General features: G+C 70.7%; 19 protein-coding genes. 8 read left to right on the top strand and 11 right to left on the bottom strand.

The features are described from left to right. Positions 1 to 125: 125 nt before the first annotated feature. Positions 126 to 1,157, bottom strand: coding sequence for an NADP-dependent oxidoreductase (locus ASC76_RS14740; protein WP_056467772.1), 1,032 nt, complete (start codon positions 1,155 to 1,157; stop codon positions 126 to 128). Between the two features lie 141 nt (positions 1,158 to 1,298). Continuing rightward, positions 1,299 to 1,508, bottom strand: a complete 210-nt coding sequence (locus ASC76_RS14745) for a cold-shock protein (RefSeq protein ID WP_056467777.1) — start codon at positions 1,506 to 1,508, stop codon at positions 1,299 to 1,301. Positions 1,509 to 1,779: 271 nt separating this feature from the next. On the opposite strand from ASC76_RS14745, the gene ASC76_RS14750 reads away from it, so the two are divergent. Genes ASC76_RS14750 through ASC76_RS14760 form a run of 3 tightly spaced genes read left to right on the top strand, consistent with a single transcriptional unit; the run spans position 1,780 to position 3,460 of the window. After that, the gene (locus tag ASC76_RS14750) at positions 1,780 to 2,235 is read left to right on the top strand and encodes a cupin domain-containing protein (RefSeq protein ID WP_235580475.1); all 456 of its coding nucleotides are present in this window, start codon (positions 1,780 to 1,782) and stop codon (positions 2,233 to 2,235) included. Between the two features lie 5 nt (positions 2,236 to 2,240). Then, a complete protein-coding gene (locus ASC76_RS14755) occupies positions 2,241 to 3,239 on the top strand; it encodes an LLM class flavin-dependent oxidoreductase (RefSeq protein ID WP_056470853.1) in 999 nt (332 codons plus the stop codon). Further along, positions 3,236 to 3,460 (top strand): RNA-binding S4 domain-containing protein, encoded by a 225-nt coding sequence (locus tag ASC76_RS14760; RefSeq protein WP_056467784.1) that lies wholly within the window; start codon positions 3,236 to 3,238, stop codon positions 3,458 to 3,460. Before ASC76_RS14755 ends, ASC76_RS14760 begins: the two co-directional genes overlap by 4 nt. A 12-nt stretch (positions 3,461 to 3,472) precedes the next feature. Here ASC76_RS14760 and ASC76_RS14765 read toward each other — a convergent pair whose 3' ends face one another. Beyond that, positions 3,473 to 6,298, bottom strand: a complete 2,826-nt coding sequence (locus ASC76_RS14765) for a DUF3857 domain-containing protein (RefSeq protein ID WP_056467787.1) — start codon at positions 6,296 to 6,298, stop codon at positions 3,473 to 3,475. Between the two features lie 127 nt (positions 6,299 to 6,425). Here ASC76_RS14765 and ASC76_RS14770 point away from each other — a divergent pair, with 127 nt between their 5' ends. Next, positions 6,426 to 7,163 carry a 2OG-Fe dioxygenase family protein gene (locus ASC76_RS14770; protein ID WP_371262136.1) on the top strand — a complete coding sequence of 246 codons (738 nt, stop codon included), beginning with the start codon at positions 6,426 to 6,428 and terminating at the stop codon, positions 7,161 to 7,163. Here ASC76_RS14770 and ASC76_RS14775 read toward each other — a convergent pair. The 3 genes from ASC76_RS14775 to ASC76_RS14785 are packed head-to-tail and all read right to left on the bottom strand — an operon-like array spanning position 7,156 to position 10,842. Continuing rightward, complete coding sequence (locus ASC76_RS14775) at positions 7,156 to 9,168, bottom strand: prolyl oligopeptidase family serine peptidase (protein ID WP_082549201.1); 2,013 nt, start codon at positions 9,166 to 9,168, stop codon at positions 7,156 to 7,158. The two genes, ASC76_RS14770 and ASC76_RS14775, sit on opposite strands and share 8 nt — an antisense overlap. Before the next feature lie 13 nt (positions 9,169 to 9,181). Then, positions 9,182 to 9,943: an SDR family NAD(P)-dependent oxidoreductase gene (locus ASC76_RS14780; RefSeq protein ID WP_082549202.1), complete on the bottom strand. Its 762-nt coding sequence runs from the start codon at positions 9,941 to 9,943 to the stop codon at positions 9,182 to 9,184. After that, on the bottom strand, positions 9,940 to 10,842 hold the full coding sequence (locus ASC76_RS14785; protein WP_056467789.1) for a Tim44 domain-containing protein: 903 nt from the start codon (positions 10,840 to 10,842) through the stop codon (positions 9,940 to 9,942). Before ASC76_RS14785 ends, ASC76_RS14780 begins: the two co-directional genes overlap by 4 nt. A 479-nt stretch (positions 10,843 to 11,321) precedes the next feature. Between ASC76_RS14785 and rsgA the strand changes: the two genes are divergently transcribed. After that, positions 11,322 to 12,446, top strand: a complete 1,125-nt coding sequence (rsgA, locus tag ASC76_RS14790; protein ID WP_056467792.1) for a ribosome small subunit-dependent GTPase A — start codon at positions 11,322 to 11,324, stop codon at positions 12,444 to 12,446. Positions 12,447 to 12,465: 19 nt separating this feature from the next. On the opposite strand, the gene ASC76_RS14795 is transcribed toward rsgA, so the two are convergent. The 5 genes from ASC76_RS14795 to ASC76_RS14815 form a co-directional block, all read right to left on the bottom strand. After that, positions 12,466 to 13,098, bottom strand: coding sequence for an RluA family pseudouridine synthase (locus tag ASC76_RS14795; RefSeq protein WP_056467795.1), 633 nt, complete (start codon positions 13,096 to 13,098; stop codon positions 12,466 to 12,468). Continuing rightward, the gene (locus ASC76_RS14800; RefSeq protein ID WP_056467798.1) at positions 13,095 to 14,276 is read right to left on the bottom strand and encodes an MFS transporter; all 1,182 of its coding nucleotides are present in this window, start codon (positions 14,274 to 14,276) and stop codon (positions 13,095 to 13,097) included. The genes ASC76_RS14795 and ASC76_RS14800 overlap by 4 nt, the downstream gene beginning before the upstream one ends. A gap of 53 nt (positions 14,277 to 14,329) precedes the next feature. Beyond that, the gene (locus tag ASC76_RS14805) at positions 14,330 to 15,013 is read right to left on the bottom strand and encodes an NAD(P)H-binding protein (RefSeq protein ID WP_056470864.1); all 684 of its coding nucleotides are present in this window, start codon (positions 15,011 to 15,013) and stop codon (positions 14,330 to 14,332) included. 7 nt (positions 15,014 to 15,020) lie between these two features. Next, the gene (locus ASC76_RS14810) at positions 15,021 to 16,433 is read right to left on the bottom strand and encodes a DEAD/DEAH box helicase (protein ID WP_056467801.1); all 1,413 of its coding nucleotides are present in this window, start codon (positions 16,431 to 16,433) and stop codon (positions 15,021 to 15,023) included. Between the two features lie 151 nt (positions 16,434 to 16,584). Next, a complete protein-coding gene (locus ASC76_RS14815; protein ID WP_056467805.1) occupies positions 16,585 to 19,185 on the bottom strand; it encodes a serine/threonine-protein kinase in 2,601 nt (866 codons plus the stop codon). Between the two features lie 84 nt (positions 19,186 to 19,269). On the opposite strand from ASC76_RS14815, the gene ASC76_RS14820 reads away from it, so the two are divergent. From ASC76_RS14820 to ettA, 3 genes are all read left to right on the top strand, one after another. Beyond that, the gene (locus tag ASC76_RS14820; protein WP_056467808.1) at positions 19,270 to 20,268 is read left to right on the top strand and encodes a bile acid:sodium symporter family protein; all 999 of its coding nucleotides are present in this window, start codon (positions 19,270 to 19,272) and stop codon (positions 20,266 to 20,268) included. After that, positions 20,268 to 20,732, top strand: coding sequence for a nuclear transport factor 2 family protein (locus ASC76_RS14825; protein WP_056470867.1), 465 nt, complete (start codon positions 20,268 to 20,270; stop codon positions 20,730 to 20,732). Before ASC76_RS14820 ends, ASC76_RS14825 begins: the two co-directional genes overlap by 1 nt. Before the next feature lie 97 nt (positions 20,733 to 20,829). Next, positions 20,830 to 22,494 carry an energy-dependent translational throttle protein EttA gene (gene ettA, locus ASC76_RS14830; RefSeq protein WP_056467812.1) on the top strand — a complete coding sequence of 555 codons (1,665 nt, stop codon included), beginning with the start codon at positions 20,830 to 20,832 and terminating at the stop codon, positions 22,492 to 22,494. Positions 22,495 to 22,568 lie beyond the last annotated feature (74 nt).

Below are 22,568 nucleotides of genomic sequence, written 5' to 3' on the forward strand. Positions count from 1 at the left end.
CTGCGTCGCCCGCTGCGACGCTGGTCTGCCGGGACGCCAGTCTAGTCCGGCCGCCGCCCGGCCAGGCGCCGATCAGCGCCGGGAAAACGCCACTGGCGCGCGATTTGCCGCCCGCGCGCGGGCGCTCAGGCGAACTGCAGCACCAGCTTGCCGAAGTTCTCGCCGTTGAACAGCTTCAGCAGCGTTTCGGGAAAGGTGTTCAGGCCGACGACCACGTCTTCCTTGCTCTTCATGCGGCCGTCCTTCAGATAGCCGGCGAGTTCGGCCACCGCGATCGGGAAGCGGTCGGTGTAGTCGAACACCACCATGCCCTCCATGCGCGCGCGGTTCACCAGCAGCGACAGGTAGTTGGCCGGACCCTTGACCGGCGTGGTGTTGTTGTACTGGCTGATCGCACCGCAGATCACGATGCGGGCCTTGCGCGCCAGGCGCGTCATCACGGTGTCGAGGATGTCGCCGCCGACGTTGTCGAAGTACACGTCCACGCCCTTCGGGCAGGCATCGCGCAGCGCGCTCTTGAGATCGCCGGCCTTGTAGTCGATGCAGGCGTCGAAGCCCAGCTCCTTGACGACCCACTCGCACTTCTTGGGTCCGCCGGCGATGCCGACGACGCGGCAGCCCTTGATCTTGGCGAGCTGGCCCACCGTCTGGCCGACCGCGCCGGCCGCGCCGGAGACGACGACCGTCTCGCCCGGCTGCGGCATGCCGACGTCGAGCAGGCCGAAGTACGCCGTCATGCCCGGCATGCCGAGCACGTTCAGCCACTGCGTCGGCGTGCCCAGGCGGGTGTCGATCTTGAACAGGCCATTGCGCTTGATCTGGTCGGCCGGGATCAGGATGTACTCCTGCACGCCCGGCGTGCAGCTGACCACGTCGCCCACCTTGAACGCGTCGTTCTTCGACGCGATCACCTCGCCGATGCCGCCGGCGCGCATCACCTCGCCGATCGCGACCGGCGGGATGTAGCTCTTGCCTTCGTTCATCCAGCCGCGCATCGCCGGGTCGAGCGAGATCGCCAGCGTCTTGACCAGCACGCCGCCCTCGGCGGGTTCGTTGACCGGTTCGGTCGTGAAGTCCCATCCGTCGCGGGTGGGCAGGCCGTTCGGGCGGGCCTTCAGGCGAATCTGGTGATTGGTCAGCGCGGCGAGGGTGCTCATGTCTTGTCTCCGTGGAATGGGCTGCGCATCTTAGATCGCCCGATGCATGCGCCAAGTCACCCACGCGACGGACGCGGCAGGCGTAAAAAAACCGCGGGAGACCGCGGTTTTCTTGGTGCGGGGCTCGCGCCCTGCGGGGGTTTACAGCACGCGAATGTTCGCGGCTTGCAGGCCCTTCTGGCCTTGCTTGACTTCGAATTCGACGCGCTGGTTTTCCAGCAGGGTCTTGAAGCCATTGCCCTGGATGTCACGGAAGTGGGCGAACAGGTCAGCGCCGCCCGCGTCTTGAGCGATGAAGCCGAAGCCCTTGCTCTCGTTGAACCACTTCACGGTACCGGTTTGGGTCGTCATGGAAAACTATCCTATCTATTTTCAAATAATGCGCGGCACATGCAGCGCATGCAGCAACACTCAAGAAACGATCAGGGGGGATTTCTAACGACGCCCACCGCGGAACCGCGACAGGTAGGGGGAAGAATCTCGTACAACCACTGTCTTGCGTATAACTGTGGGGCGAATGTACACGAAAAGAACGGCGGCCGCGCCATCCCCGTGGATGCCCATGCGCTGCAAGCGTGCGGTCTGTGGTCCAGAATCGACAACGATGCCACAGGAGAACCGCTTGACACACCACTGGAAGCACGATGGCGTGCGCGTGATCGGCGCCGATTCGCTCGACCCCAACACCGCGCAGACGCCCGGCATGGACCGCAAGGCGGCGATCAACTTCGCGCGCGTCGGTGCCAACAAGCTTTGGGCGGGCACCGTCCACATCCACCCCGATGCCAAGACCGGCGCGCACCACCACGGCCCGCTCGAGAGCGTGATCTACGTCGTGAAGGGCCGCGCGCGGATGCGCTGGGGCGACGCGCTCGAGTTCACCGCCGAAGCCGGGCCGGGCGACTTCATCTACGTGCCGCCGTTCGTGCCGCACCAGGAGATCAACGCCAGCGCGACCGAGGTGCTCGAATGCGTGCTGGTCCGCAGCGATGGCGAGGCCGTCGCGGTGAACCTGGACATCGCGCCGGTCGAGAAGCCCGAGTCCGTCAAGTGGATCGACCCGACGCATCCGGCATGAGGACACTGACACTGTCGGTGCTGGACCAGTCCGTCTCGGTCGCCGGCAGCACCGAGGACGCCGCGATCCGCGACACGCTGGACCTGGCGCAGCACTGCGAGCGTCTCGGCTATGCGCGCTTCTGGGTCAGCGAGCATCACGGCCTGCCGACCATCATCGGCAGCGCGCCCGAGATCCTGATGGCGGCGATCGCCGCACGCACGACCCGCATCCGGATCGGCAGTGCCGGCGTGATGCTGCCGCACTACAGCGCGCTGAAAGTGGCCGAGCAGTTCCGCGTGCTGGAGGCGCTCGCACCGGGACGGATCGACCTCGGCGTCGGCCGCGCGCCGGGCGGCGACATGCGCACCGCGCGCGCGCTGAACCCGAACGCGCACGCCGCGGCCGATCAGTTCCCCGAGCAGGTGCGCGACCTGCAGGCGTGGACGTCTCTGCCCGCGCACCAGGGCATCGCGGCGCACCCGCACGGGCCGCATGCGCCCGCGGTCTGGATCCTCGGCAGCTCGAACTACGGTGCCCAACTCGCCGCGCACTTCGGCCTGCCATATGCCTACGCGTATTTCTTCATCGACGGGCAGGGGGCGGACGAGGCACTCGCGCTGTACCGACGCCTGTACCGGCCGAGCGAACGCCACCCGGAGCCGCAGGCCACCGTGTGCGTCTGGGCGCTCGCCGCGGACACGCACGAGGCGGCCGCACACCACGCGCTCGGCCGCGAGCGCTGGCGCGTCGACCGCGCGCGCGGCGTGCTCGGCCCGCTGCAGGCGCCCGAGGCGATCGCGCGCCGCGGCTTCACGCCCGACGAGTGGCCGACGGTCGAGGCGATGCGCGCGAAGGCGTTCGTCGGCACCGGCGCCGAGGTCGGTGCGCAGCTGCGTGACCTGGCGGACGAACTGCAACTCGACGAGATCGTGATCAACACCTGGGCGCACGACCCGGCGGTTCGCCGCACGTCCTATGCGCTGCTCGCGCACGAGTTCGGGCTCGAAGGGTCGTCGCGATGAACCTGATCGACTTTCCCCTGCGCGGCGAGCACATCACGCTCGACGCGCTGCTCAAGGCCACCGGCCTCGCGCCCAGCGGCGGTATCGCGAAGATGATGGTGGCCGACGGCCTCGTGCAGGTCGACGGGCGCGACGAGCTGCGCAAGACCTGCAAGATCCGCGCGGGCCAGGTCGTCAGCCTGGCCGGCGCGCGGATCAAGGTGCTGTCGGCGCCAGGCTGAGCGGCCGGTGCGTCACGGCTTGGCGCCGAGGCGCTCGAGCTCGAAGCCGGCCGCGGCGTGCTCGACCGCGCGCGTGATGCCTTGCGCCCGCGCCTTGGCGAAGGACTCACGCGCCTTGTCGGGCTGGTTCGACCCGAGTTGCGCCTCGCCGATGTAGAACCAACCCTCGGCCAGCGCCAGTTCGCGGTCGTCGCCGTCCTTGCGTGCCATCACCTCGAGCAATTGCTCCGGCCCCAGCCGATCGGCGACCAGCGCGATCGCCGGCCGCGGCCAGGCGCCTGTCGGATCGGCCACGGCGGCAAGGGACGCGGGAAGCGCCTGGCCGGCGCGCTGCAGCGAGAGCGCTTGCCAGAGCCGCGCATAGGCCTGGTCGTTCGCGTCGGCGCGGTCGGTCGCGGCTTTGGCGAAATCCTGCGCCGCGGCATCGAAGCGGCCCTCGAAGAAGCGCGCGTGCCCGCGGCGGTAGTAGGCGTCGGCGGCACTGTGGCCGAGCGCGAGCGCCTTGCCGTAGTCGGTGGCGGCGGCGGCGAACTCGCCGCGGGCCCAGTTGGCGTTGCCCTGGCAGAACCACACGGCGCCGGCCGCGGGTGCCTGGCGCACCGCTTCCTGCGCGTCCTTGTAAGCCTCGGCCGGTTGGCCGAGTTCGGCCTGCGCGTCGGCACGCAGGCACAGCGCCTGGGCCAGGTCCTCGCCACCGAGCTGGCCGCCGGCGATCGCCTTGCTGCTGCGCTCGATGCTGGCCTGCGCTCGCGTGCGTAGGTTGTCCTGCAGCGTCTTGCGACCGATGCCAAGGAAGCCGCCGTCCTTGACCTGGTTGCGCGCGACGACCATCGCGCCGCCGATCGCGCTCTCCATCGCCCGCGCGTCCGTCATCATCGCCGGCACGTCCTTCGCCGGCACCGCCGGGCTCGAGGTCTCGAAACGCAGATGGGCGCGCGCGACATTGCCGCGGAAGCTGCGTGTCACGTCGGCGTTGAAGCCCGCATTGCTCAGCCGCAGCGTGGTCGGCTCGACGATCGCGCCGACGCTGGCCGGCCATTGCATCTCGGCGCTGTACAACACCGTCAACGGGAAGCCCGGCAGCGCCAGCGGGAAGTTGCGGGTGGTCGACGGGGGCGCCGCGATCGTGCCCTGCATGTTGGCCGGCAAGAAGCGCATCACCCAATTGCCGTCGGTCGCAGTCGCGAGCTTCGGTACCTTGAAGCGGGCGAGGATCGTCACGCGGTTCTGCTCGGGCTCGTCGCGCAATTCCGGCGTGCCGACGATCGTGATGCCGGGGTAGCGTCGCTCCAGGCCGGTCAACAGCACGCGCTGCATGCGCTGCGCATCCACGCGCGCGAGCCCGAGCCGCAGCGATTCGGCGGCCAGGCCGTTGAACTGCTGCTGCATCTCGAGTTCGCCGTCCTCGCCGAACGCGTCGAGCTTGAAGCGCTCGGTCAGCTCGCTTCTGAAGATGTCGCGCCGGTTCGGCGAGCGCACGGTCGACAACGCGGTGGTCTCGCGCGGATCGATCACCAGCACGCTCGCTTCCTCGAGGCCCTGGCCCATGCGGTCGAGCGCGCCGCGCTGGCCGAGCCGCGTCGGATCGAGGTAGTAGTCGCGCCCGTCCAGGCGCGCCTGCACGACCACGTGGTCGAACGCGGTCGCCGAGGCGAGCACCTTGCTCGGCCCTTGCGGCGCGCCCAGCGACGCCAGCACGGCCCGCGCCGGAATACCCAGCGACTGCAGGACGCGCATCAGCAGGAACGACTTGTCCTTGCAATCGCCGTAGCGGTTGCGCAGCACTTCCGCCGGGGTGTGTGGCCGGTGCGAACTCTCGCCGAGCGACACGGAGTAGTAGCGGATCTCCGATTGCACCCACTGCAGCGCCTGCGACGCCTGGTCGGCGCGCGAGGGCAGGCGCTGCAGGCGTTGCAGCAGCGGCGTCAACTCGGGCGGCAGCACGGCATCGGTGGCGAAGAGGCCGTCGGCCCAGCGCGCCACCTCGGCCCAGTCGGCAAATTCGCTGAATTGAAGCCAGCGCAGCGGCACCGTGCCGCGTGGCAACAGCGGCTCAAGCTCGACGCCGGCCATCTCGCGCTCCTCGAAGCGCAGTCGCCGCATGCCGCCACGCGTCGTGATCTCCGGGGCGATGGTCGAGACAGCGCCGTCGCCGATCCACTTCCATTGCACCGTGCGCGCTTCGGGCAGGTTGAGCGTGACGCGGCGCGTCTGCACCGGTACCGTGCGCTGCCACGGCACGCCTTGGGCATAGCGCCCGCCGAAGATCGGGTTGGCGCCCTCGATCGAGTACTGCAACAGCAGCGTGTCGCCGACGCGCACGTCGGGCAGCAGCAGGCTCGCTGTGATCACGCCGCTGTAGATGCCCTGCTCGAGCCCGGCCTCGCGCTGCAGGAAGCGCACCGGCGCCGTTGCGGTGTGGTCGATGAGTTGGTCGCCGCGCTGCAGCGCGACCTTGTGCAGCACCAGCCGCTGGTATTGCGGAATGAACTGGATCGAGGCCTGGCCGATCTGCCCGAGCACGCTGGCGTCGTTGGCCTGCTGGGCGATGTTGACCAGCGTGACGGGCGTCTCGGCGACCATCAGGTGCGTGTCGTCGAGGCGCAGCGTCAACGCGCGGCGCGGCCCGCTCGGCTGTGCGGGCAGCGGCAGCAGGTCGGCCCACGCCGGTACCGGCAGGCCGCGCGCGAACGACGCGGCGGTGACCGAGACCTCCTTCAGCGGCGTCTCGGCCGGAGCGGACGCGGGCGATGCCGGCGCCTGCGCGCCGGCATGCAGCGCCAGCAGCAAGGCGATCGCGCCGGCGGCGCAACGCAGAAACGGACGGATCGATGGCAAGGTGCGGGCCCCGGCAGCGGTGGTCGTCGATTGAAGCACAGGGCCCGCGCGGCCGGTCTCGGCGCGTGCCTGCCGGGCCCGACGCGACGGCCGCGCATGCCACCAAAGTCACGGCATCATTCGGGTCATGACGATGCTGCTGAGCCCTCCGCTGACCCCGCCCACCGAACTCGACAACGCGCTGCGCGACACGGGCCGGGCCGTGCTCGACGCGACCTCGCTGCGGGCGCTGCTGCCGGCGCGCGCGGATGAACTCGACGCGCTGCGTCCCTCGTGGGACGACCTGCCGCCCGACGGTCACCTGCGCGACGGTGGCCGCTACCGGCGGCGGCGGCACTCGTGCTTTGTCGTCGAGGGCATGGCCGTCACCCCCGTGCCGCATCGCGCGCACTGGCAGCCGGTCGAGTACAACGCGCTGCACGGCGGGCTCGAGCGCTGGTTCGAGCCGATGGCGCCCGAGGTCGTCGCGCAGCCGGTCTGGGGGCGCCTGCTGGTCGCGTTGAGCGCGCGCTGCAGCGCACTGAAAGGCAACCAGCCGTGGTACGTCGAGGCACACCAGTTCCGCATCGACACCACCGACGGCATCGGCCGCCCGACGCCGGAGGGCGCGCACCGCGACGGCGTCGACCTGGTCGCGGTGCTGCTGGTCGATCGCGAGGGCATCAAGGGCGGCGAGACGCGGGTGTTCGATTCCGACGGCCCGGCCGGCCTGCGCTTCACGATGAGCGAGCCGTGGACGACGCTGCTGCTCGACGACACGCGCGTCATCCACGAGAGCACGCCGATCCAGCCGCTCGCCACAGGCGGCCACCGCGACACCCTGGTGCTGACGTTCCGCGCCGGCGGCTTCCAGGGGCCTACTTGAGGCCCAGCGTCTCGCGCATGAACAGCACGGTCGCGTAGAACTGGAAGTCGGCGTTCTCCTTGCGCTGGAAGCCGTGGCCTTCGTTCTCGCCGCGCAGGTACCAGACCGGTGAACCGTTCGCGCGCACCTGCGCGACGATCTGCTCGGCCTCCGTGACCGGCACGCGCGGATCGTTCCTGCCCTGCACGACGAACAGCGGCTTGCGGATCTTCGCGGCGTTGGTCAGCGGCGAGATCTTCTCGAGGTGGGCACGCATCGGCGGATCGCGCTCGTCGCCGTATTCGACACGCCGCAGGTCGCGCCGATAGCTCTCGGTGTTCTTCAGGAAGCTCAGGAAGTTCGAGATGCCGACCACGTCGATCGAGCCGGCGATGCGGTCCGAATACGTGGTCGCGACGGCCAGGCTCATGTAGCCGCCGTAGCTGCCGCCGGTGACGATCACGCGCGAGGCGTCCAGCGTCGGCTGGGTCGCTATCCAGTCGAGCAGCGCACCGATGTCCTTCACGGAGTCCTCGCGCCTGAAGCCATCGTCGAGCGCGAGGAAGGTCTTGCCGTAGCCGCTCGAGCCGCGCACGTTCGGCTGGATCAGCGCGATGCCGAGTTCGTTGACGAGGTAGTTCGAGCGGGCGATGAAGCCGAGCTTGGCCTGGCCTTCGGGCCCGCCGTGGATCGCGATCAGCACCGGCCGTTTGCCGGTGAAGCGGGCCGGCGGCGAATTGAGGACACCCGAGATCGTGCGGCCGTCGAAGCTCGGCCAGCGCACGATGCGCTGCTCCGGGAGACTTCGCAGGTCGAGGCCGGCGGGCGACTCGGCGCGTGTCCACGGCTCGACCGCGCCGCTGGCCGGGTTCATCGACCACACCTGGCTGGGTGCCTGCGCACTGTTCAACGCGAACGCCAGATCGGGCCGTCGCGGATGGAAGCTGACGGCGACCACCCCGCCGGGCGGCAGGCGCGGCGGCGGCAGCTGTTGCAGCGTGCGCGCGTCGTACAGGCGCAATTCGTCGCGACCGTCGACGTTGGCGCGCGCGGCGATCAACGCACCGTTCTCGCTGGCGCTGGCGCCGCTGATGTCCCACGGGATGTCGCGCGTGACGGGCGTGACGCGACGCTGCACGAAATCGTAGACCGCCAGCTGGCGGAACTCGCTGCCCTGGTCGCTGAGCACGAACAGCCCCCGGCCATCGCGGCTGAACTCGCCGGCGAACCAGCTGCCCTTGCCGCCGCCGCTGGCGGGCAGCAGCTGCGTCAGTTGGCGGCTGGTGAGGTCGAGCAACCAGACTTGCGACTCGCCGGCCGAGAGGTAGCGCGTCAGTGCCACCTGCCGGTCGTCCCACGAGACACTGCCGACGCCCCAGCCGCCGCCCGGCAAGTCGACGAGCTTCTCGGCGGCACGCGGTTGCAGCGGGTCCATCAAGGACAGGGTCTGGGTGACCTGGGTGCGCGTGCCGCCGGCCGCGGTGCGGTCCAGCGGCGTGGCCAGCGTGAGCAGGCGGCCGCCGGCGTGCAGCCAGCCTTCCATGCTGTGGCGCTCGTCGGTGTCGGTCAGCAGCGTCACCTGCTTGCCCGGCAGGTCGAGGCGGTAGAGCTTGTCCTGCTCGTTGCCGCCGGTGCCGCGGGCGAACACGATGTAGCGCCCCTCGCGCGGCTCGTAGCGCGCACGGCGTACCGGATCGGTCGATTCGGTCAGCGGCTCGGGCGTGGCCAGCGGTGTGGCGATGCGGAACAGCTGCGGCACGCTCGCGCCCTGGGGGCGGTGCGATACGAGCAACTCGCGGCGCGTCGGGTGCCAGTCGACGAAGGCGTAGGCGCTGAACTCGGTGTAGCGCGCGACGTCGTCGGCGATGCTGGCCGGGATCGGCGGGATGCCTTGGGCCACGAGGTTGGCGTTCGGCGCGATCGTCGTCCCGGCCGCCGACGTGGCGGGCTGCAGGTTGCCGCAGCCGCCGAGTGCGGCGACAGCGAACGCCGCAAGGGCGGAGACGGCGACGCGCCGGATCGCCATTCGCACCGGCGCCTCAGGCGTCGCGCACGTCGGCCACCGGGTTGGCGCCGAAGTCGGGCCGGGCCAGGTAGGCCAGCAGCCGCGCGGCCGCGTCGGCCGGCGAGCTGAGCTGACCGCGCTCCTTCAGCCCGACGAAGTTGGCCTTCTCGGGGAAGCCGGCCGCTTCGCCGCTGCGCAGTTGCACCTGCATGTCGGTGTCGATCACGCCGGGCGCCAGCGAGACCAGCCTGGCACCGTTCGGGCGATTGGCCTCGTCCAGCGCCATCGCGCGGGTCAGGTGATCCATGCCGGCCTTGGCGGCGCAGTAGGAGGCCTGCCCGGCCATCGCGCGCCGACCCAGGCCGGAGGAAATGTTCAGGATGCGCTTGTCGCCGGTCCAGGAGCGCGTCGCGCGCAGGAAGGCGGCGCTCAGCAGCAGCGGCGCTTCGAGCCCGACGCGCATCGCCGCCGACAGATCGACGTCGCTGCATTCGTCGACCGGGCCGATGCGGGTCAAGGCGGCGGCGTTGTTGACCAGCGTCGCGGCGCCGAACGAGGCGCCGTCGAGCGCGCCGAGCCAGCCCTGCAGTCGCGCGGCTGCCCCGACCGGCTCCGCCAGATCGAGTGCCCACTGCTCGCAGCGGACGCCGGCGGCCTCGGCTTGCGCCGCCAGTCCGTCGTTGTGGCGCCGGGCGATGCACAGCAGCACGTGGTCGGGCGCGATCAGTTGCTCGGCCAGCGCGGCACCCATGCCGCGCGAGGCGCCGGTCAGGACGAAGAGCTTCCTGCCGCTCACGCGGCTTGCGCTTGCTGGATGCCCGCGATGGCCCACTCGCGGCTGCCGTCCGCCGGCTTCACCAGGTGCCAGACTTCATCGAACGGCGCAGCGACGCCGTCCTTCTCCTCGCGCAGCAGGCCGTGGAAGCGCACGCTGACGATCTGGCGGTCGGTTTCGGTCGCGACGTCCAGCACTTCGGCGTCGATGCGCACGACGTCGGTCGTCTGCGGCGCGTTGCCGCGCTCCTGCAGATCGAGCTTGACGGCAGCGAACATCTCGGGCGTCGTGAACGCGCGCAGGTCGTTCAGGTCACCGGTGTCGTTCGCGGCCTGCATGCGGATGAAGATCATCTTCGCGATGCGTTCGAAGCCGGCCGCATCGAAGCCCGCGGGCAGTCCGGATGCCGCTGCGAGCGGCGCGACCGACGCGGACCCCGATCCGGGTTGCGCCCAGGCAGGCGCGTTGCCGGCTGGCGGCGTCGCCGTGTCGAAGCGCATGCCGTTCGGCGTGGCCATCGCCGGCGCGTTGCCGCGCGCGAAGCGGTTCATCAGGAAGCGGATGGCAACGAACGCCAGGCCCGCCAGCAGCACCATCGTCAGGATGTTGCCGAACGCCTCGCCCATGCCGAGGTGGCTCATCAGCGCGGCGATGCCCAGGCCGGCCGCGAGACCCGCGATCGGGCCCATCCACGAGCGCTTCGGCGCAGCGGCAGCCGCGGTGGCGCCGGCCGTTGCCGGGGCGGTGGGCGCAGCTTGCGCCGGCTGGGCCGGCGCGGCGTTCGCAGGGGTGCGCGCAGGCATGCTGCGTTGCATGCCGGCCGACGAGCCGCCGCCCAGGCGTTTCGCTTCCACATCGAACGGGGCCGCGAGGCCCGCGGACATCACGGCAACGGACAGGGCGAGGATCAATGACTTCATCGGGGCGTTCCTTCGGTAAGTGCCGTCTGCACGGCGAGAGCGGCACGATCATACGAGGCGGGCATGACCCTTCTTGCAACCGGGGCCGACGCCGGCATCGATGCGTCCCACCTGCGGGCGCGTTGCGAAAACACAAGCCCGGGGCGCGGCGCGGATTGACGCATCGTCGGCTGCCGGGCAGACTCCGCCGTTCGCGACGCGCCCCGCTCGCGAACCGCCCGGACCCTCGGTCCGTCAACCGCGCAGGAGGTGCCCCATGGACAAGCCAACCGCCATTGCCCCCTCGTCGGCCGCCGCCTGACCTGCGCTTCGCCGTTTCCGGGACGCCGCTTCTCCGCCCCCTCCCGGGTCTGACCCACGCGCCTTTGGCGCGACCGACGTTTCCACTCCGCTGACTGGCATGCCTTCGGGCCCGCCGGCCGATCCGCGCATGGCCCTTCGTGCCGTGCGCTGCGAGAAACGAAAGTTCAGACCCCACCATGATCGACATCGATTTCGAGCGCCTGCGCACCCTGGGCCTGTCGCCCGCGCTGGCGCAACGCGCGGTGGCCGTCGCATTGAGCGACGTCGCCGCCGGCACCGACACACCGCCTCTCGAACTGCTGCGCCTGACCGAGGTGCACCGCGACGCCGTGCGCCTGCACGACGGCGCGGACGAACTGACCGCCCGGGTGCTGCCGCGCCTGAACCGCGCGCTGACCGACGACGCGACGGCGCTCGCCGTCGGCGACTGGGTGCTGGCCGCGACCGACCCCCACGGCCAGGTCTGGGTGCAGGCGCGCGTGCCGCCGCTCAGCCACATCAACCGGCGCGACGCCGACGGCCGCCGCCATCCGGTGGTCAGCAACGTCGACACCGCGTTGCTGGTGATGGGCCTGGACGACGACTTCAACCCGCGCCGGCTCGAGCGCTACCTCGCGCTGGTGCATGCCGGCGGCGGCAGCGAGCCGGGCGGCATCACGCCCGCGATCGTGTTGACCAAGGCCGACGTGATCGCGAACGTGCCCGGCCTGCTGGCGGAGCGCATCGAGGCGCTGCGCGGCCGCGTGCCGGCACGCATCGACCTGTTCGCGATCGACGGCACCGATCCGTACACCGTGCAGCAGCTGCAGGCGTATCTCGGCGCCGGGCAGACGCTGGTCGTGCTCGGCTCGTCGGGTGCCGGCAAGTCGACGCTGACCAACACGCTGCTGGGCCGCGCGGTGCAGGACACCGGCGCCGTGCGCGAGCACGACAGCCGCGGCAAGCACACGACCACGTCGCGCTCGCTGCACCGCCTGCCGGGCGGCGCCTGCGTGATTGACACGCCGGGGCTGCGGGCGCTGCGGCCGGATGTCGACGAGACCACGCTCGCCGCGGCGTTCGAGGACATCGAATCGCTGGCGCTGCAATGCCGCTTCCGCGATTGCAGGCATGTCGACGAGCCGGGCTGCGCGGTGCGCGAGGGCGTTCCGCCTGACCGCGTCAAGAACTACCACAAGCTGTTGCGCGAGGCGCGCCGCGACACGATGAGCGTGCTCGAACGGCAGCAGCAGCTGGCGATGTGGAAGGCGCGTGGCCGGGCCGGGCGCGATCGGCTGAAACAGAAGCGCGACGAGGCGTGACGGCGATGCGGCGGGCCGGTCAGAACGGCGGGGCGGACTCGATCGCGATCGGCTCGCCCGTCGCCGGATGCGCGAAGCGCAGCGCGCTCGCGTGCAGCAGCAAGCGGTCCGACTGCGCGCACACGTCGGCCGGCGCGTACAGCGCGTCGCCAAGGATCGGGTGCCCGATCGCGAGCAGGTGCACGCGCAGCTGGTGGGCGCGGCCGGTGACGGGTTCGAGCGCGACGCGGGTCGCGTTTCGCGCCATGTCGTTCGAGAGCACGCGCCAGCGCGTCAGCGACGGCTTGCCGGTCGCCTGATCGACCTTCTGCTTCGGCCGGTTCGGCCAGTCGGCGATCAGCGGCAGATCGATCTCGCCGTGCGATGCCACCACCTGGCCGTGCACGACTGCGACATAGCCCTTGTGCACCGCACGGGCCGCGAACGCGGCGCTGAGCGCGCGCTGCGCCGCTGCGCCGCGCGCGAACAGCGTCAGGCCCGAGGTCGCCATGTCGAGCCGGTGCACGACAAGCGCATCGCCGTAAGCGGCTTGCACGTGCGCGGCGAGGCAGTCCTGCCCGTTCGGCCCGAGGCCGGGCACCGACAGCAGGCCGCTCCGCTTCAGCGCGACGATGCACTGCGCATCGACATGCAGTATTTCGACCGGGCTCATGGGCGCCGAGCCACCAGGGCGTCGCGTTGCGCAAGGGGCGGAAAGAGCCGGAACCACAGCCCCGCAATCAGCAGCGTGCCGATGCCGCCGAGCACGACCGAGCCGACCGGCCCGAGCGCCGCCGCGGTGACGCCCGACTCGAATTCGCCGAGCTGGTTGGACGCGCCGATGAACACCGAGTTGACCGCGCTGACCCGGCCGCGCATCTCGTTCGGCGTGTCCAGCTGCACCAGCGACTGGCGGATCACGACGCTGACCATGTCGCCCGCGCCGGCCACCACCAGCGCGACCATCGAGACGACGAACGAACTCGACAGCCCGAACACGATCGTCGCCAGTCCATAGACGGCCACGGCGCCGAGCAGCACGCGCCCCGCATGCCGCGTGACGGGCCAGCGCGCCAGCAGCAGCGACAGCGCGAACGCGCCGATCGCCGGCGAGGCGCGCAGCAGTCCGAGACCCCATGGCCCGGTGTGCAGGATGTCCTTCGCGAAGATCGGCAGCAGCGCGGTGGCGCCGCCGAGCAGCACCGCGAACAGATCGAGCGAGATGGCGCCGAGCACGACCGGCCGCTGGCGCACGAAGCGCACGCCGGCGAGCAGGGTGTCGAAGCCCATGTTGCGCGCGACGACCTTGACGTGCCCGTAGTTCACACCGGCCACCAGCGCGCCCGAGCATGCGAACAGCAGCGCGCACGTGCCATACACCGCCTGCGCGCCGGCCACGTAGATGAAGCCGCCGAGCGCCGGCCCGGCGACGATCGCGCCCTGCGAGCCCATCGAACTGAAGGCCAGGGCGCGCGGCAGCACCTCGGCCGGCACGAGCAGCGGCGTCAGCGCCTGCTGCGCCGGCATCTGGAAGGCCTTGACGGTGCCGAGCAGCACCGAGGTCAGCAGCAGCAGATCGCGGCTGGCCCAGTGACGGTGCGCCGCGACGGCGAGCAGCAGCGCGATGCCGGTCTGCGCGACCATGCACAGCGCGACGATGCGCGCGCGGTTGAAGTGGTCGACGACGTGGCCGGCGACCAGCACCAGAAGGAGAGCCGGCAGGAACTGCAGCAGCCCGACCAGCCCCAGGTCCCACGCGCTGCCGGTCAGGTCGTACATCTGCCAGCCGATCGCGACCATCAGCATCTGGCTCGCACTGGTGCTCGCCAGGCGCGAGTACCACAGGCGCATGTAGGCGCGAAAGCTCGACAGCGACGCTGACGGCACGCTTGCCGCCGACCGGCTCATCCCTGCATCTGCCCCGAACTCAGCACGTGCACGCCGGGTGCGCCGGTGAGTGTGGCGGCGAGCATCGCGGCGGCCACCCTCTGCGCGGCGATCGGCCGCACGCCGCGTGGCACGAGTCCCATCGCCGGTGCGAGCAGGCGCGCGGCCCAGACCTCGCCACGGCGCACCGGCTGGCCGATCGCGGCGCGGTCGCCCAACAGCAGCGACGGCTGCGCGATGACGACCGACTCGAAGCCGAGCGCACCGATCGCGTCCTGCATCTCGCCCTTGACGCGGTTGTAGAAGACGGCGGAGCGCGGGTCCGCACCCAGCGCCGAGACGACCGCGAGGCGCGTCGCGCCGGCGGCCTTCGCCGCGCGTGCGGTGTTCACCACGCCGTCGAAATCGACCGCGCGGAACGCGGCCTGCGAACCGGCGACCTTGATCGTGGTGCCGAGCGCCACGTAGACATCGTCGACCGCCGGCAGTGCCGGCAGTTGCGCGAAATCGACGAGGTGGATGGTGGTGTGCTCATCCGGGGCCGCATCGGCCATCGGTCGGCGCACCAGCACGTGCGTGTGACGGTACGACGGACTGGCCTGCAGCAGCGGCAGCAGTGCGCGACCGATCAGGCCGGTCGCACCGGCCAGCAGCGCGGTGCGCACCGCGCCTGCGGAACGAGTACCGCCCTGGCGCGCCATCGATGCCTCAGCGCTTCGGCGGGCCCGAGCGTGCCGGCGGCCGACCGCCGCCACCGCCGCCGGCAGGGCGCGAACCCTGCGGGCGAGCCGCACCGCCGCCGCTGCGCGCACCGCCGCCGCTGCCGCCACGGCCACCGCCGCCGCCACCACCGTGACCGCCACGGCCACCGCTGCCACCGCCACCGCCGTTACCGGCGTGATGGCGATGACCGCCGCGGCCGGCGCCTTCGCCGATCACCATGCGGCCGAGCACGATCGGCTCGGCCTTCTCGCCGGCCGGCGGCTCGAAGCCGGGCACGATCTCCTTCGGGATCTCGCGCTTGATCAGGCGCTCGATGTCGCGCAGGAAGCCGTTCTCGTCGACGCAGACCAGCGACACGGCCTCGCCCTTCGCGCCCGCGCGGCCGGTGCGGCCGATGCGGTGCACGTAGTCTTCCGGCACGTTCGGCAGCTCGTAGTTGACGACGTGCGGCAGCATGTCGATGTCGATGCCGCGCGCGGCGATGTCGGTCGCGACCAGCACCGTCAGGTCACCGGTCTTGAACTCGGCCAGCGCCTTGGTGCGCGCGGTCTGGCTCTTGTTGCCGTGGATCGCCATCGCGCTGATGTCGGCCTTCAGCAGGTGCTCGACCAGGCGGTTCGCGCCGTGCTTCATGCGCGTGAACACCAGCACCTGGTCCCAGTCGTTGGCCTTGATGAGATGGATCAGCAGGTCCTTCTTCATCTCGCGGCCGACCGGGTGCACCTTCTGGGCGATCTGGTCGTTGGTCTGGTTCCGGCGCGCCACCTCGATCAGCACCGGCGCATTCAGCAGGCGGTCGGCCAGGGCCTTGATCTCGTCGCTGAAGGTCGCGCTGAACAGCAGGCTCTGCTTCTTCGGCGGCAGGACCGCGAGCACTTTCTTGATGTCGTGGATGAAGCCCATGTCGAGCATGCGGTCGGCTTCGTCGAGCACGAAGATCTGCACGTGCGACAGGTCGAGCGTGCGCTGCTGGTGGTGGTCGAGCAGGCGGCCCGGCGTGGCGACGAGGATGTCGACGCCACGCTTCAACTTGTCGATCTGCGGCTGCATGCCGACACCGCCGAACATGACCATGCTGGAAAGCTTGCTGTGCTTGCCGTAGGTGCGAACGCTTTCCTCGACCTGCGCCGCGAGTTCGCGGGTGGGGGTGAGGATCAGCGCGCGGATCGGCAGCTTGCCTTTGGCATCGCGCACGGCGGGCGTGGCCATCAGGCGGTGCAGCATCGGCAACACGAAGCCGGCGGTCTTGCCGGTGCCGGTCTGGGCGCCGCCCATCACGTCACCGCCGGAGAGCACGGCAGGAATGGCCTGCGCCTGGATCGGCGTGGGCGTGGTGTAGCCGTATTCGTGAACGGCGCGCAGGAGGGGCTCGGCGAGGCCGAGATCGTCAAAGGACATGGGTTTCCAAACGGACAGAGAGGTCGGCCTGTCGCTCGTACTTCGAAGCGCCAGTCGCAGGCAGAGGGGTGTGGCGAGCGGTGGCGTCGCGGACGACGTGGGCTCAGTCAGAAGTGACGTCGGCGCAGTGACTGGTGACTGCGACGGTGGGTCATTGTAACCGCTGCGCGTCGGCGCGTGCCTCGAGCGCGCGGGCCTGGGCTTGCACCTGACGCTCGCGAAGCGCGCCGGTTTTCACGAGTGCCTGCGCCTCGCGCGCCAGCCGCAGCGCGGTGGCGGGGTCGGTCGACAGTGCGAGACGACCCTGGCCGAGCAGGGCGCGGGCGCGCAGCCAGTCGCCCGTCGGCGACGCCGCGCTGCCGGCGGCGAGTGCGCTCGCGAACGCCAGGCGCGCGTCGTCGGCAGCGCGCGCGTCGCTCTCGAGCGCTTCGCCGAGTGCGACCTGCGCCTGGCGGGTCGCCAGTGCGTTGGGGCCGAGTTGCGTGTCGAGGATCGGCAGAGCCTGGCGCAGGACCTCCCGGGCCACGGCGACGTTGCCGTCACGCGTCTCGGCCTCGCCCTGAGCGACCAGGGTGGCCGCCCAGTGGGCGCCGCCCTGGGCTTCCCAGCGCTTCGCGGCCGCGGCCGTCCGGGTCAGCGCCTCGTCGGGGCGCTGCTCGTCGGCAGCGACTTGCGCCAGCGCGATGTTGACGCGGTCCATCGCGTTGCCGATCTGGCGCGAGGTGTCGCTGCCGGCGATGTCGAGTGCGGCCGCGAGCATCGCCCGCGACTCGGCGGCGCGACCGAGTTGATGCAGCACGACGCCGAGTTCGCAGCGCACCAGCGCGGTGGTGCGGTGGCGTGGCCCCATCGTGCGCTCGAAGATCGCCAGCGCCTGCGTCAGCTCGCTCTGCGCGTCGGCGAAGCGACCCGCGCGGGCGAACAACTGGCCGAGCGCGTAGTGGCCCGCGCCGGTGCCGAAGTCCCGCAGGTCGACCTGGTTGGCACTGAGCTCGATCGAGCGCCGCAGCTCGCGCTCGGCGGCGCCGAAGTCGTCGAGCTGGGCCAGGCCGTTGCCGAGCCAGCGGTGCGCGATCGAGCGCATCGCATGGCGCGGCTGGTACTTCTCGAACGCGGCGGTCGCGCGCGACAGGTCGGCGATGCCCTTGCGCAGCTCCCCGGCCTGTACCGCATTGGCGCCGACGCGGTAGAGCGCGATCGCGTAGCCCTCCAGCGACTGCTGGCCGGTGCGCTCGACGATCGCGATCGCCTCGCGCGCCAGCGCTTCCGATTCCTGTGCGCGCCCGAGCTGCGTCAGCGACAGCGCGCGGCCGACCAGCGCGTAGATGTACTGCTCGCTCTGCGGCCCGTGGACCGAGCGGGCCAGCGCGAGCGCCCGCTGCTCGAGCGGGTCGGCGCTGTCGAACATGCCCAGGTTGTTCTGCAGCTCGCCGACGACGGTGAGCAGCTCCAGGCGCACGCCGGGTTCGAGCTTGGCGTCGTCGAGCAGGCGCTTGCCGCCGGCCTGCAGCAGCTCGCGCGCGGTCGTGTCCTGCGTGGTCTTGCCGGCGCCGATCGTGCTGGTGCGGAACACGCCGAGCAGGAAGTCCTTGATCGCGGTGGCATTGCGGGCCTCCGCGGTGGCGCGCGCCGCCTGCTCGCGCGCGACGCTGGCCTGCCACAGCGTCGCGGCCACGCCGCCGGCGATCGCCAGGGCGACCAGACCTGCCGCCGCGACCCCGAGCGTGTGCCGCTCGATGAACTTGCGCGTCACGTAGAACCAGGTCGGCGCCTGGGCGCTGACCGACTCGTGCTTGAGGAAGTGCCGCAGGTCGTCGGCCAGCGCCTGCGCGGAGGCGTAGCGTTCGGCGGGTCGCTTGCGCAGCGCCTTCGCGACGATGTGTTCGAGATCGCCGCGCAGCGCCTGGCGCAGGCGCTGCGGCGTGGTCGAGCGCGCCGCGGCGATCTCGCTCGCGTCACCGCCGAACGTGCTCGTGAGCTCGGCGGCGCCGAGGCGGCGCGGTTCGGCCTCGGCGATCGCGCGCGCCAGTTGCGCCGCGTTGCCGCGCGGCGCGTCGTAGGGGCGCTGGCCGGACAGCAGCACGAACATCAGCGCGCCCAGCGCGTAGACGTCGGTCGCGACCGTCACCGCGCCGCCGGTGATCTGCTCGGGCGCGGCATATTCCGGCGTCAGCCCCGCGCTGCCCTGGCGCGTCAGGTCCAGTTCGTCGGGCGCATCGCCCAGCAGCTTGGCGACGCCGAAGTCCAGCAGCTTGACGTGGCCGCCGTCGGTCACCAGCACGTTGGCCGGCTTCAGGTCGCGGTGCACGACCAGGTTGGCATGCGCGAACGCGACCGCGTCGCACAGCTGCAGCAGCAGGTTCAGGCGGCTCGGGAGATCGAGCCGGCGCGCGTCGCACCAATGGTCGATCCGCTCGCCCTGCACGTATTCGAGCACCAGGTAGCGGGTGCCGTCCGGCGCGATGCCGGCGTCGAGCAGCTGGGCGATGTGCGGGTGGGTGAGGCGCGCCAGCAGTTCGCCTTCGCGGGCGAAGCGGGCACTGAGCAGGGCCGCGGCGGCCGGGTCGGGTGACGCCGCGCGCAGCAGCTTCACCGCGGCACGGCCGGCGTGCAGCCCGTCGCTGCGGGTCGCGGCCCAGACCTCGCCCATGCCGCCGCTGCCGAGCGGCTCGCGCAACTGCCATGCACCAAAGCGGGCGCCCGGGCGGGGTCCCGCGGTCGGCGGGTCGGTCGGGGCGAGGCTGTCGTTCATGGGTCGGCGCGGTGGATTCTATGCAGCGCGTGGCCGAGGCACCGCTTGCCGTAAGCTCGTGGCCCGGCTCCTGCAACGACCCCGATGACCCGCTCACGCTTCATTCCGGACAATTTCACGCTCACGCTGATCGCGGTGGTGATCGCGGCCAGCCTGCTGCCCTGCAGCGGCACCTGGGCGATCGCCTTCAATGCGATCACCAACGTCGCGATCGGCCTGTTGTTCTTCATGCACGGCGCCAAGCTGTCGCGCGAGGCGATCGTGGCCGGCATCACGCACTGGCGGCTGCACCTGCTGGTGTTCGCGTGCACCTTCGTGATGTTCCCGGTGCTCGGCGTCGCGCTGCGGCCGCTGCTGCAGCCGCTGGTCACGCCGGACCTGTACGTCGGCATCCTGTTCCTGTGCGCGCTGCCGGCCACGGTGCAATCGGCGATCGCGTTCACGTCGATGGCGCGCGGCAACGTGCCGGCGGCGGTGTGCAGCGCGTCGGCGTCGAGCCTGCTCGGCATCTTCCTGACGCCGGTGCTGGTCGGGCTGCTGCTGTCGCAGCATGGCGCGGCGGCCTCGCTCGACGCGGTCAAGGCCATCGTGCTGCAGCTGCTGCTGCCCTTCGTCGCCGGGCAGGTGGCGCGGCGCTGGATCGGCGCGTGGGTGCATCGCCACAAGGCGGTGCTCGGAAACATCGACCGCAGCTCGATCCTGCTGGTCGTCTACACCGCGTTCAGCGAGGCGGTGATCCAGGGGCTGTGGCAGCAGATGCCGCTGACGGCGCTGCTGGGGCTGACGCTGGTCTGCGCGATCCTGCTCGGCCTGGCGCTGACGATCACCACGTTCGCGGCCCGCCGGCTGGGCTTCGACAAGGCCGACGAGATCACGATCGTGTTCTGCGGCTCGAAGAAGAGCCTGGCGAGCGGCATCCCGATGGCGCGGGTGCTGTTCGCGGGCCACGCGGTCGGTGCCGTCGTGCTGCCGCTGATGCTGTTCCACCAGATGCAGTTGATGGTCTGCGCGGTCCTCGCACAGCGTTATGCGGCTCGTGCGTTACGGGGCGACACCGCCGAGCGGGCGGTGGGGGAGGCGTGATGAACAGGAGCACCATCGTGGGCGCCCTGGCGGCGTCCTTGCTCGCGAGCGGCGCGACAGCGGCGCCGCCCGACCTCGACGCGCTGGCCCGCCAGGTGGCGGACACCGAACGCGCGTTCGCGCGCAGCATGGCCGAACGCGACCACGCGGCCTTCGTGCGGCACCTGTCGGACCAGGCGGTGTTCTTCTCCGGTCCCGGCAAGGTGCTGCAGGGCAAGGCGGCCGTCGCGGCCGGCTGGAAGCGGTTCTACGAGGGCAAGGACGCGCCGTTCTCGTGGGCGCCCGACCACGTCGTCGTGCTCGGCGACGGCACGCTCGCGCATTCGACCGGCCCGGTGCTCGACCCGACCGGCAAGCCGATCGCCCGCTTCAATTCCGTCTGGCGGCTCGAGGCGCCGGACACCTGGCGCATCGTCTTCGACAAGGGCGAGGCGTGGCAGGAACCGGTGCCGGCCAAGCCCTGACGGCGCGCCGCGGCGCCGGAGCGGCGACAATACGCGGTTGAACTGCTGCCGCCCGGCAGCACGCTTTGCTTCCCAGGAACCGTTTCACAGGAACCCCATGGCCCAGTACGTCTACACCATGAACCGCGTCGGCAAGATCGTGCCGCCGAAGCGGCAGATCCTCAAGGACATCTCGCTCAGCTTCTTCCCTGGCGCCAAGATCGGCGTGCTCGGCACCAACGGCTCGGGCAAGTCGACGCTGCTGAAGATCATGGCCGGCCTCGACAAGGACATCGAGGGCGAAGCCACGCCGATGCCGAACCTGAAGATCGGCTACCTGCCGCAGGAGCCGGTGATGAACCCGGACCAGACCGTGCGCGAGGCGGTCGAGGAGGGCATCGGCGGCGCGCTGGCCGCCAAGAAGCGGCTCGACGAGGTCTATGCCGAATACGGCGAGCCGGACGCCGATTTCGACAAGCTTGCCGCCGAACAGGCCGAGCTCGAGGCGATCATCGCCGCCAGCGGCAGCGAGAACACCGACCTGCAGCTCGAGATTGCCGCCGACGCGCTGCGCCTGGCCCCGTGGGACGCGCAGATCGGCGTGCTCTCCGGCGGCGAGAAGCGCCGCGTCGCGCTCTGCCGGCTGCTGCTGTCCAAGCCCGACATGCTGCTGCTCGACGAGCCGACCAACCACCTGGACGCCGAATCGGTCGACTGGCTGGAGCAGTTCCTGCAGCGCTACCCGGGCACGGTCGTCGCGATCACCCACGATCGCTACTTCCTGGACAACGCGGCCGAGTGGATCCTCGAACTCGACCGCGGCCGCGGCATCCCTTACAAGGGCAACTATTCGACCTGGCTCGAGCAGAAGGAACAGCGCCTCGAGCAGGAACAGAAGACCGAGGACGCGCGCACCAAGGCGATGAAGCTCGAGCTCGAGTGGGTGCGCAAGAACGCCAAGGGCCGCCAGGCCAAGAGCAAGGCGCGGCTGGCGCGCTTCGAGGAGTTGTCGGACACCGACTACCAGAAGCGCAACGAGACGAATGAAATCTTCATCCCGGTCGGCGAGCGCCTCGGCCACGAAGTGCTGGAGTTCGAGAACGTCAGCAAGAGCTTCGGTGACCGGGTGCTGATCGACGACCTGTCGTTCAAGGTGCCGGCCGGCGCGATCGTCGGCATCATCGGGCCGAACGGCGCCGGCAAGTCGACGCTGTTCCGCATGATCGCCGGCAAGGAGCAGCCGACCAGCGGCACCGTCAAGATCGGCCCGACCGCGCGCATGGCGTTCGTCGAGCAGGGCCGCGAGACGCTGGAGGACGACAAGACGGTCTGGCAGGACGTCTCGGGTGGCCTCGACAACATCGTCGTCGGCAAGTTCGTGATGCCGAGCCGCGCCTACATCGGCCGCTTCAACTTCAAGGGCAACGACCAGCAGAAGCTGGTGGGCAGCCTGTCCGGCGGCGAACGCGGCCGGCTGCACCTGGCCAAGACGCTGGCGCAGGGCGGCAACGTGCTGATGCTCGACGAGCCGTCGAACGACCTCGACGTGGAAACGCTGCGTGCGCTCGAAGACGCGCTGCTCGAGTTCGCCGGCAGCGTGATGGTGATCAGCCACGACCGCTGGTTCCTGGACCGCATCGCCACCCACATCCTGGCCTGCGAGGGCGACTCGAAGTGGGTCTTCTTCGACGGCAACTACCAGGAATACGAGGCCGACAAGAAGCGCCGCCTCGGCGAGGAGGGCGCGCGCCCGCACCGCTTGCGCTTCAAGGCCCTGAAGTGAAGTGACCTTGGCGCCGGCGCCGCTTTACACGGCGCTGGCAGAATGTTTTTTTCTGTACCGGGTTGCACGATGAA

Source organism: Rhizobacter sp. Root404 (assembly GCF_001425865.1).
Lineage (GTDB): Bacteria > Pseudomonadota > Gammaproteobacteria > Burkholderiales > Burkholderiaceae_C > LMDS01.

Bases quoted from the DNA above. Each gene is read 5' to 3' on its own strand.
- ASC76_RS14805 (WP_056470864.1), bottom strand. From the start codon at position 15,013: ATGGCGCGCCAGGGCGGTACTCGTTCCGCAGGCGCGGTGCGCACCGCG.
- ASC76_RS14810 (WP_056467801.1), bottom strand. From the start codon at position 16,433: ATGTCCTTTGACGATCTCGGCCTCGCCGAGCCCCTCCTGCGCGCCGTT.
- ASC76_RS14815 (WP_056467805.1), bottom strand. From the start codon at position 19,185: ATGAACGACAGCCTCGCCCCGACCGACCCGCCGACCGCGGGACCCCGC.
- ASC76_RS14800 (WP_056467798.1), bottom strand. From the start codon at position 14,276: ATGCGCCTGTGGTACTCGCGCCTGGCGAGCACCAGTGCGAGCCAGATG.
- ASC76_RS14760 (WP_056467784.1), top strand. From the start codon at position 3,236: ATGAACCTGATCGACTTTCCCCTGCGCGGCGAGCACATCACGCTCGAC.
- ASC76_RS14825 (WP_056470867.1), top strand. From the start codon at position 20,268: ATGAACAGGAGCACCATCGTGGGCGCCCTGGCGGCGTCCTTGCTCGCG.
- ASC76_RS14785 (WP_056467789.1), bottom strand. From the start codon at position 10,842: ATGAAGTCATTGATCCTCGCCCTGTCCGTTGCCGTGATGTCCGCGGGC.
- ASC76_RS14795 (WP_056467795.1), bottom strand. From the start codon at position 13,098: ATGAGCCCGGTCGAAATACTGCATGTCGATGCGCAGTGCATCGTCGCG.
- ASC76_RS14820 (WP_056467808.1), top strand. From the start codon at position 19,270: ATGACCCGCTCACGCTTCATTCCGGACAATTTCACGCTCACGCTGATC.
- ASC76_RS14740 (WP_056467772.1), bottom strand. From the start codon at position 1,157: ATGAGCACCCTCGCCGCGCTGACCAATCACCAGATTCGCCTGAAGGCC.
- rsgA (WP_056467792.1), top strand. From the start codon at position 11,322: ATGATCGACATCGATTTCGAGCGCCTGCGCACCCTGGGCCTGTCGCCC.
- ASC76_RS14770 (WP_371262136.1), top strand. From the start codon at position 6,426: ATGACGATGCTGCTGAGCCCTCCGCTGACCCCGCCCACCGAACTCGAC.
- ASC76_RS14745 (WP_056467777.1), bottom strand. From the start codon at position 1,508: ATGACGACCCAAACCGGTACCGTGAAGTGGTTCAACGAGAGCAAGGGC.
- ettA (WP_056467812.1), top strand. From the start codon at position 20,830: ATGGCCCAGTACGTCTACACCATGAACCGCGTCGGCAAGATCGTGCCG.
- ASC76_RS14775 (WP_082549201.1), bottom strand. From the start codon at position 9,168: ATGGCGATCCGGCGCGTCGCCGTCTCCGCCCTTGCGGCGTTCGCTGTC.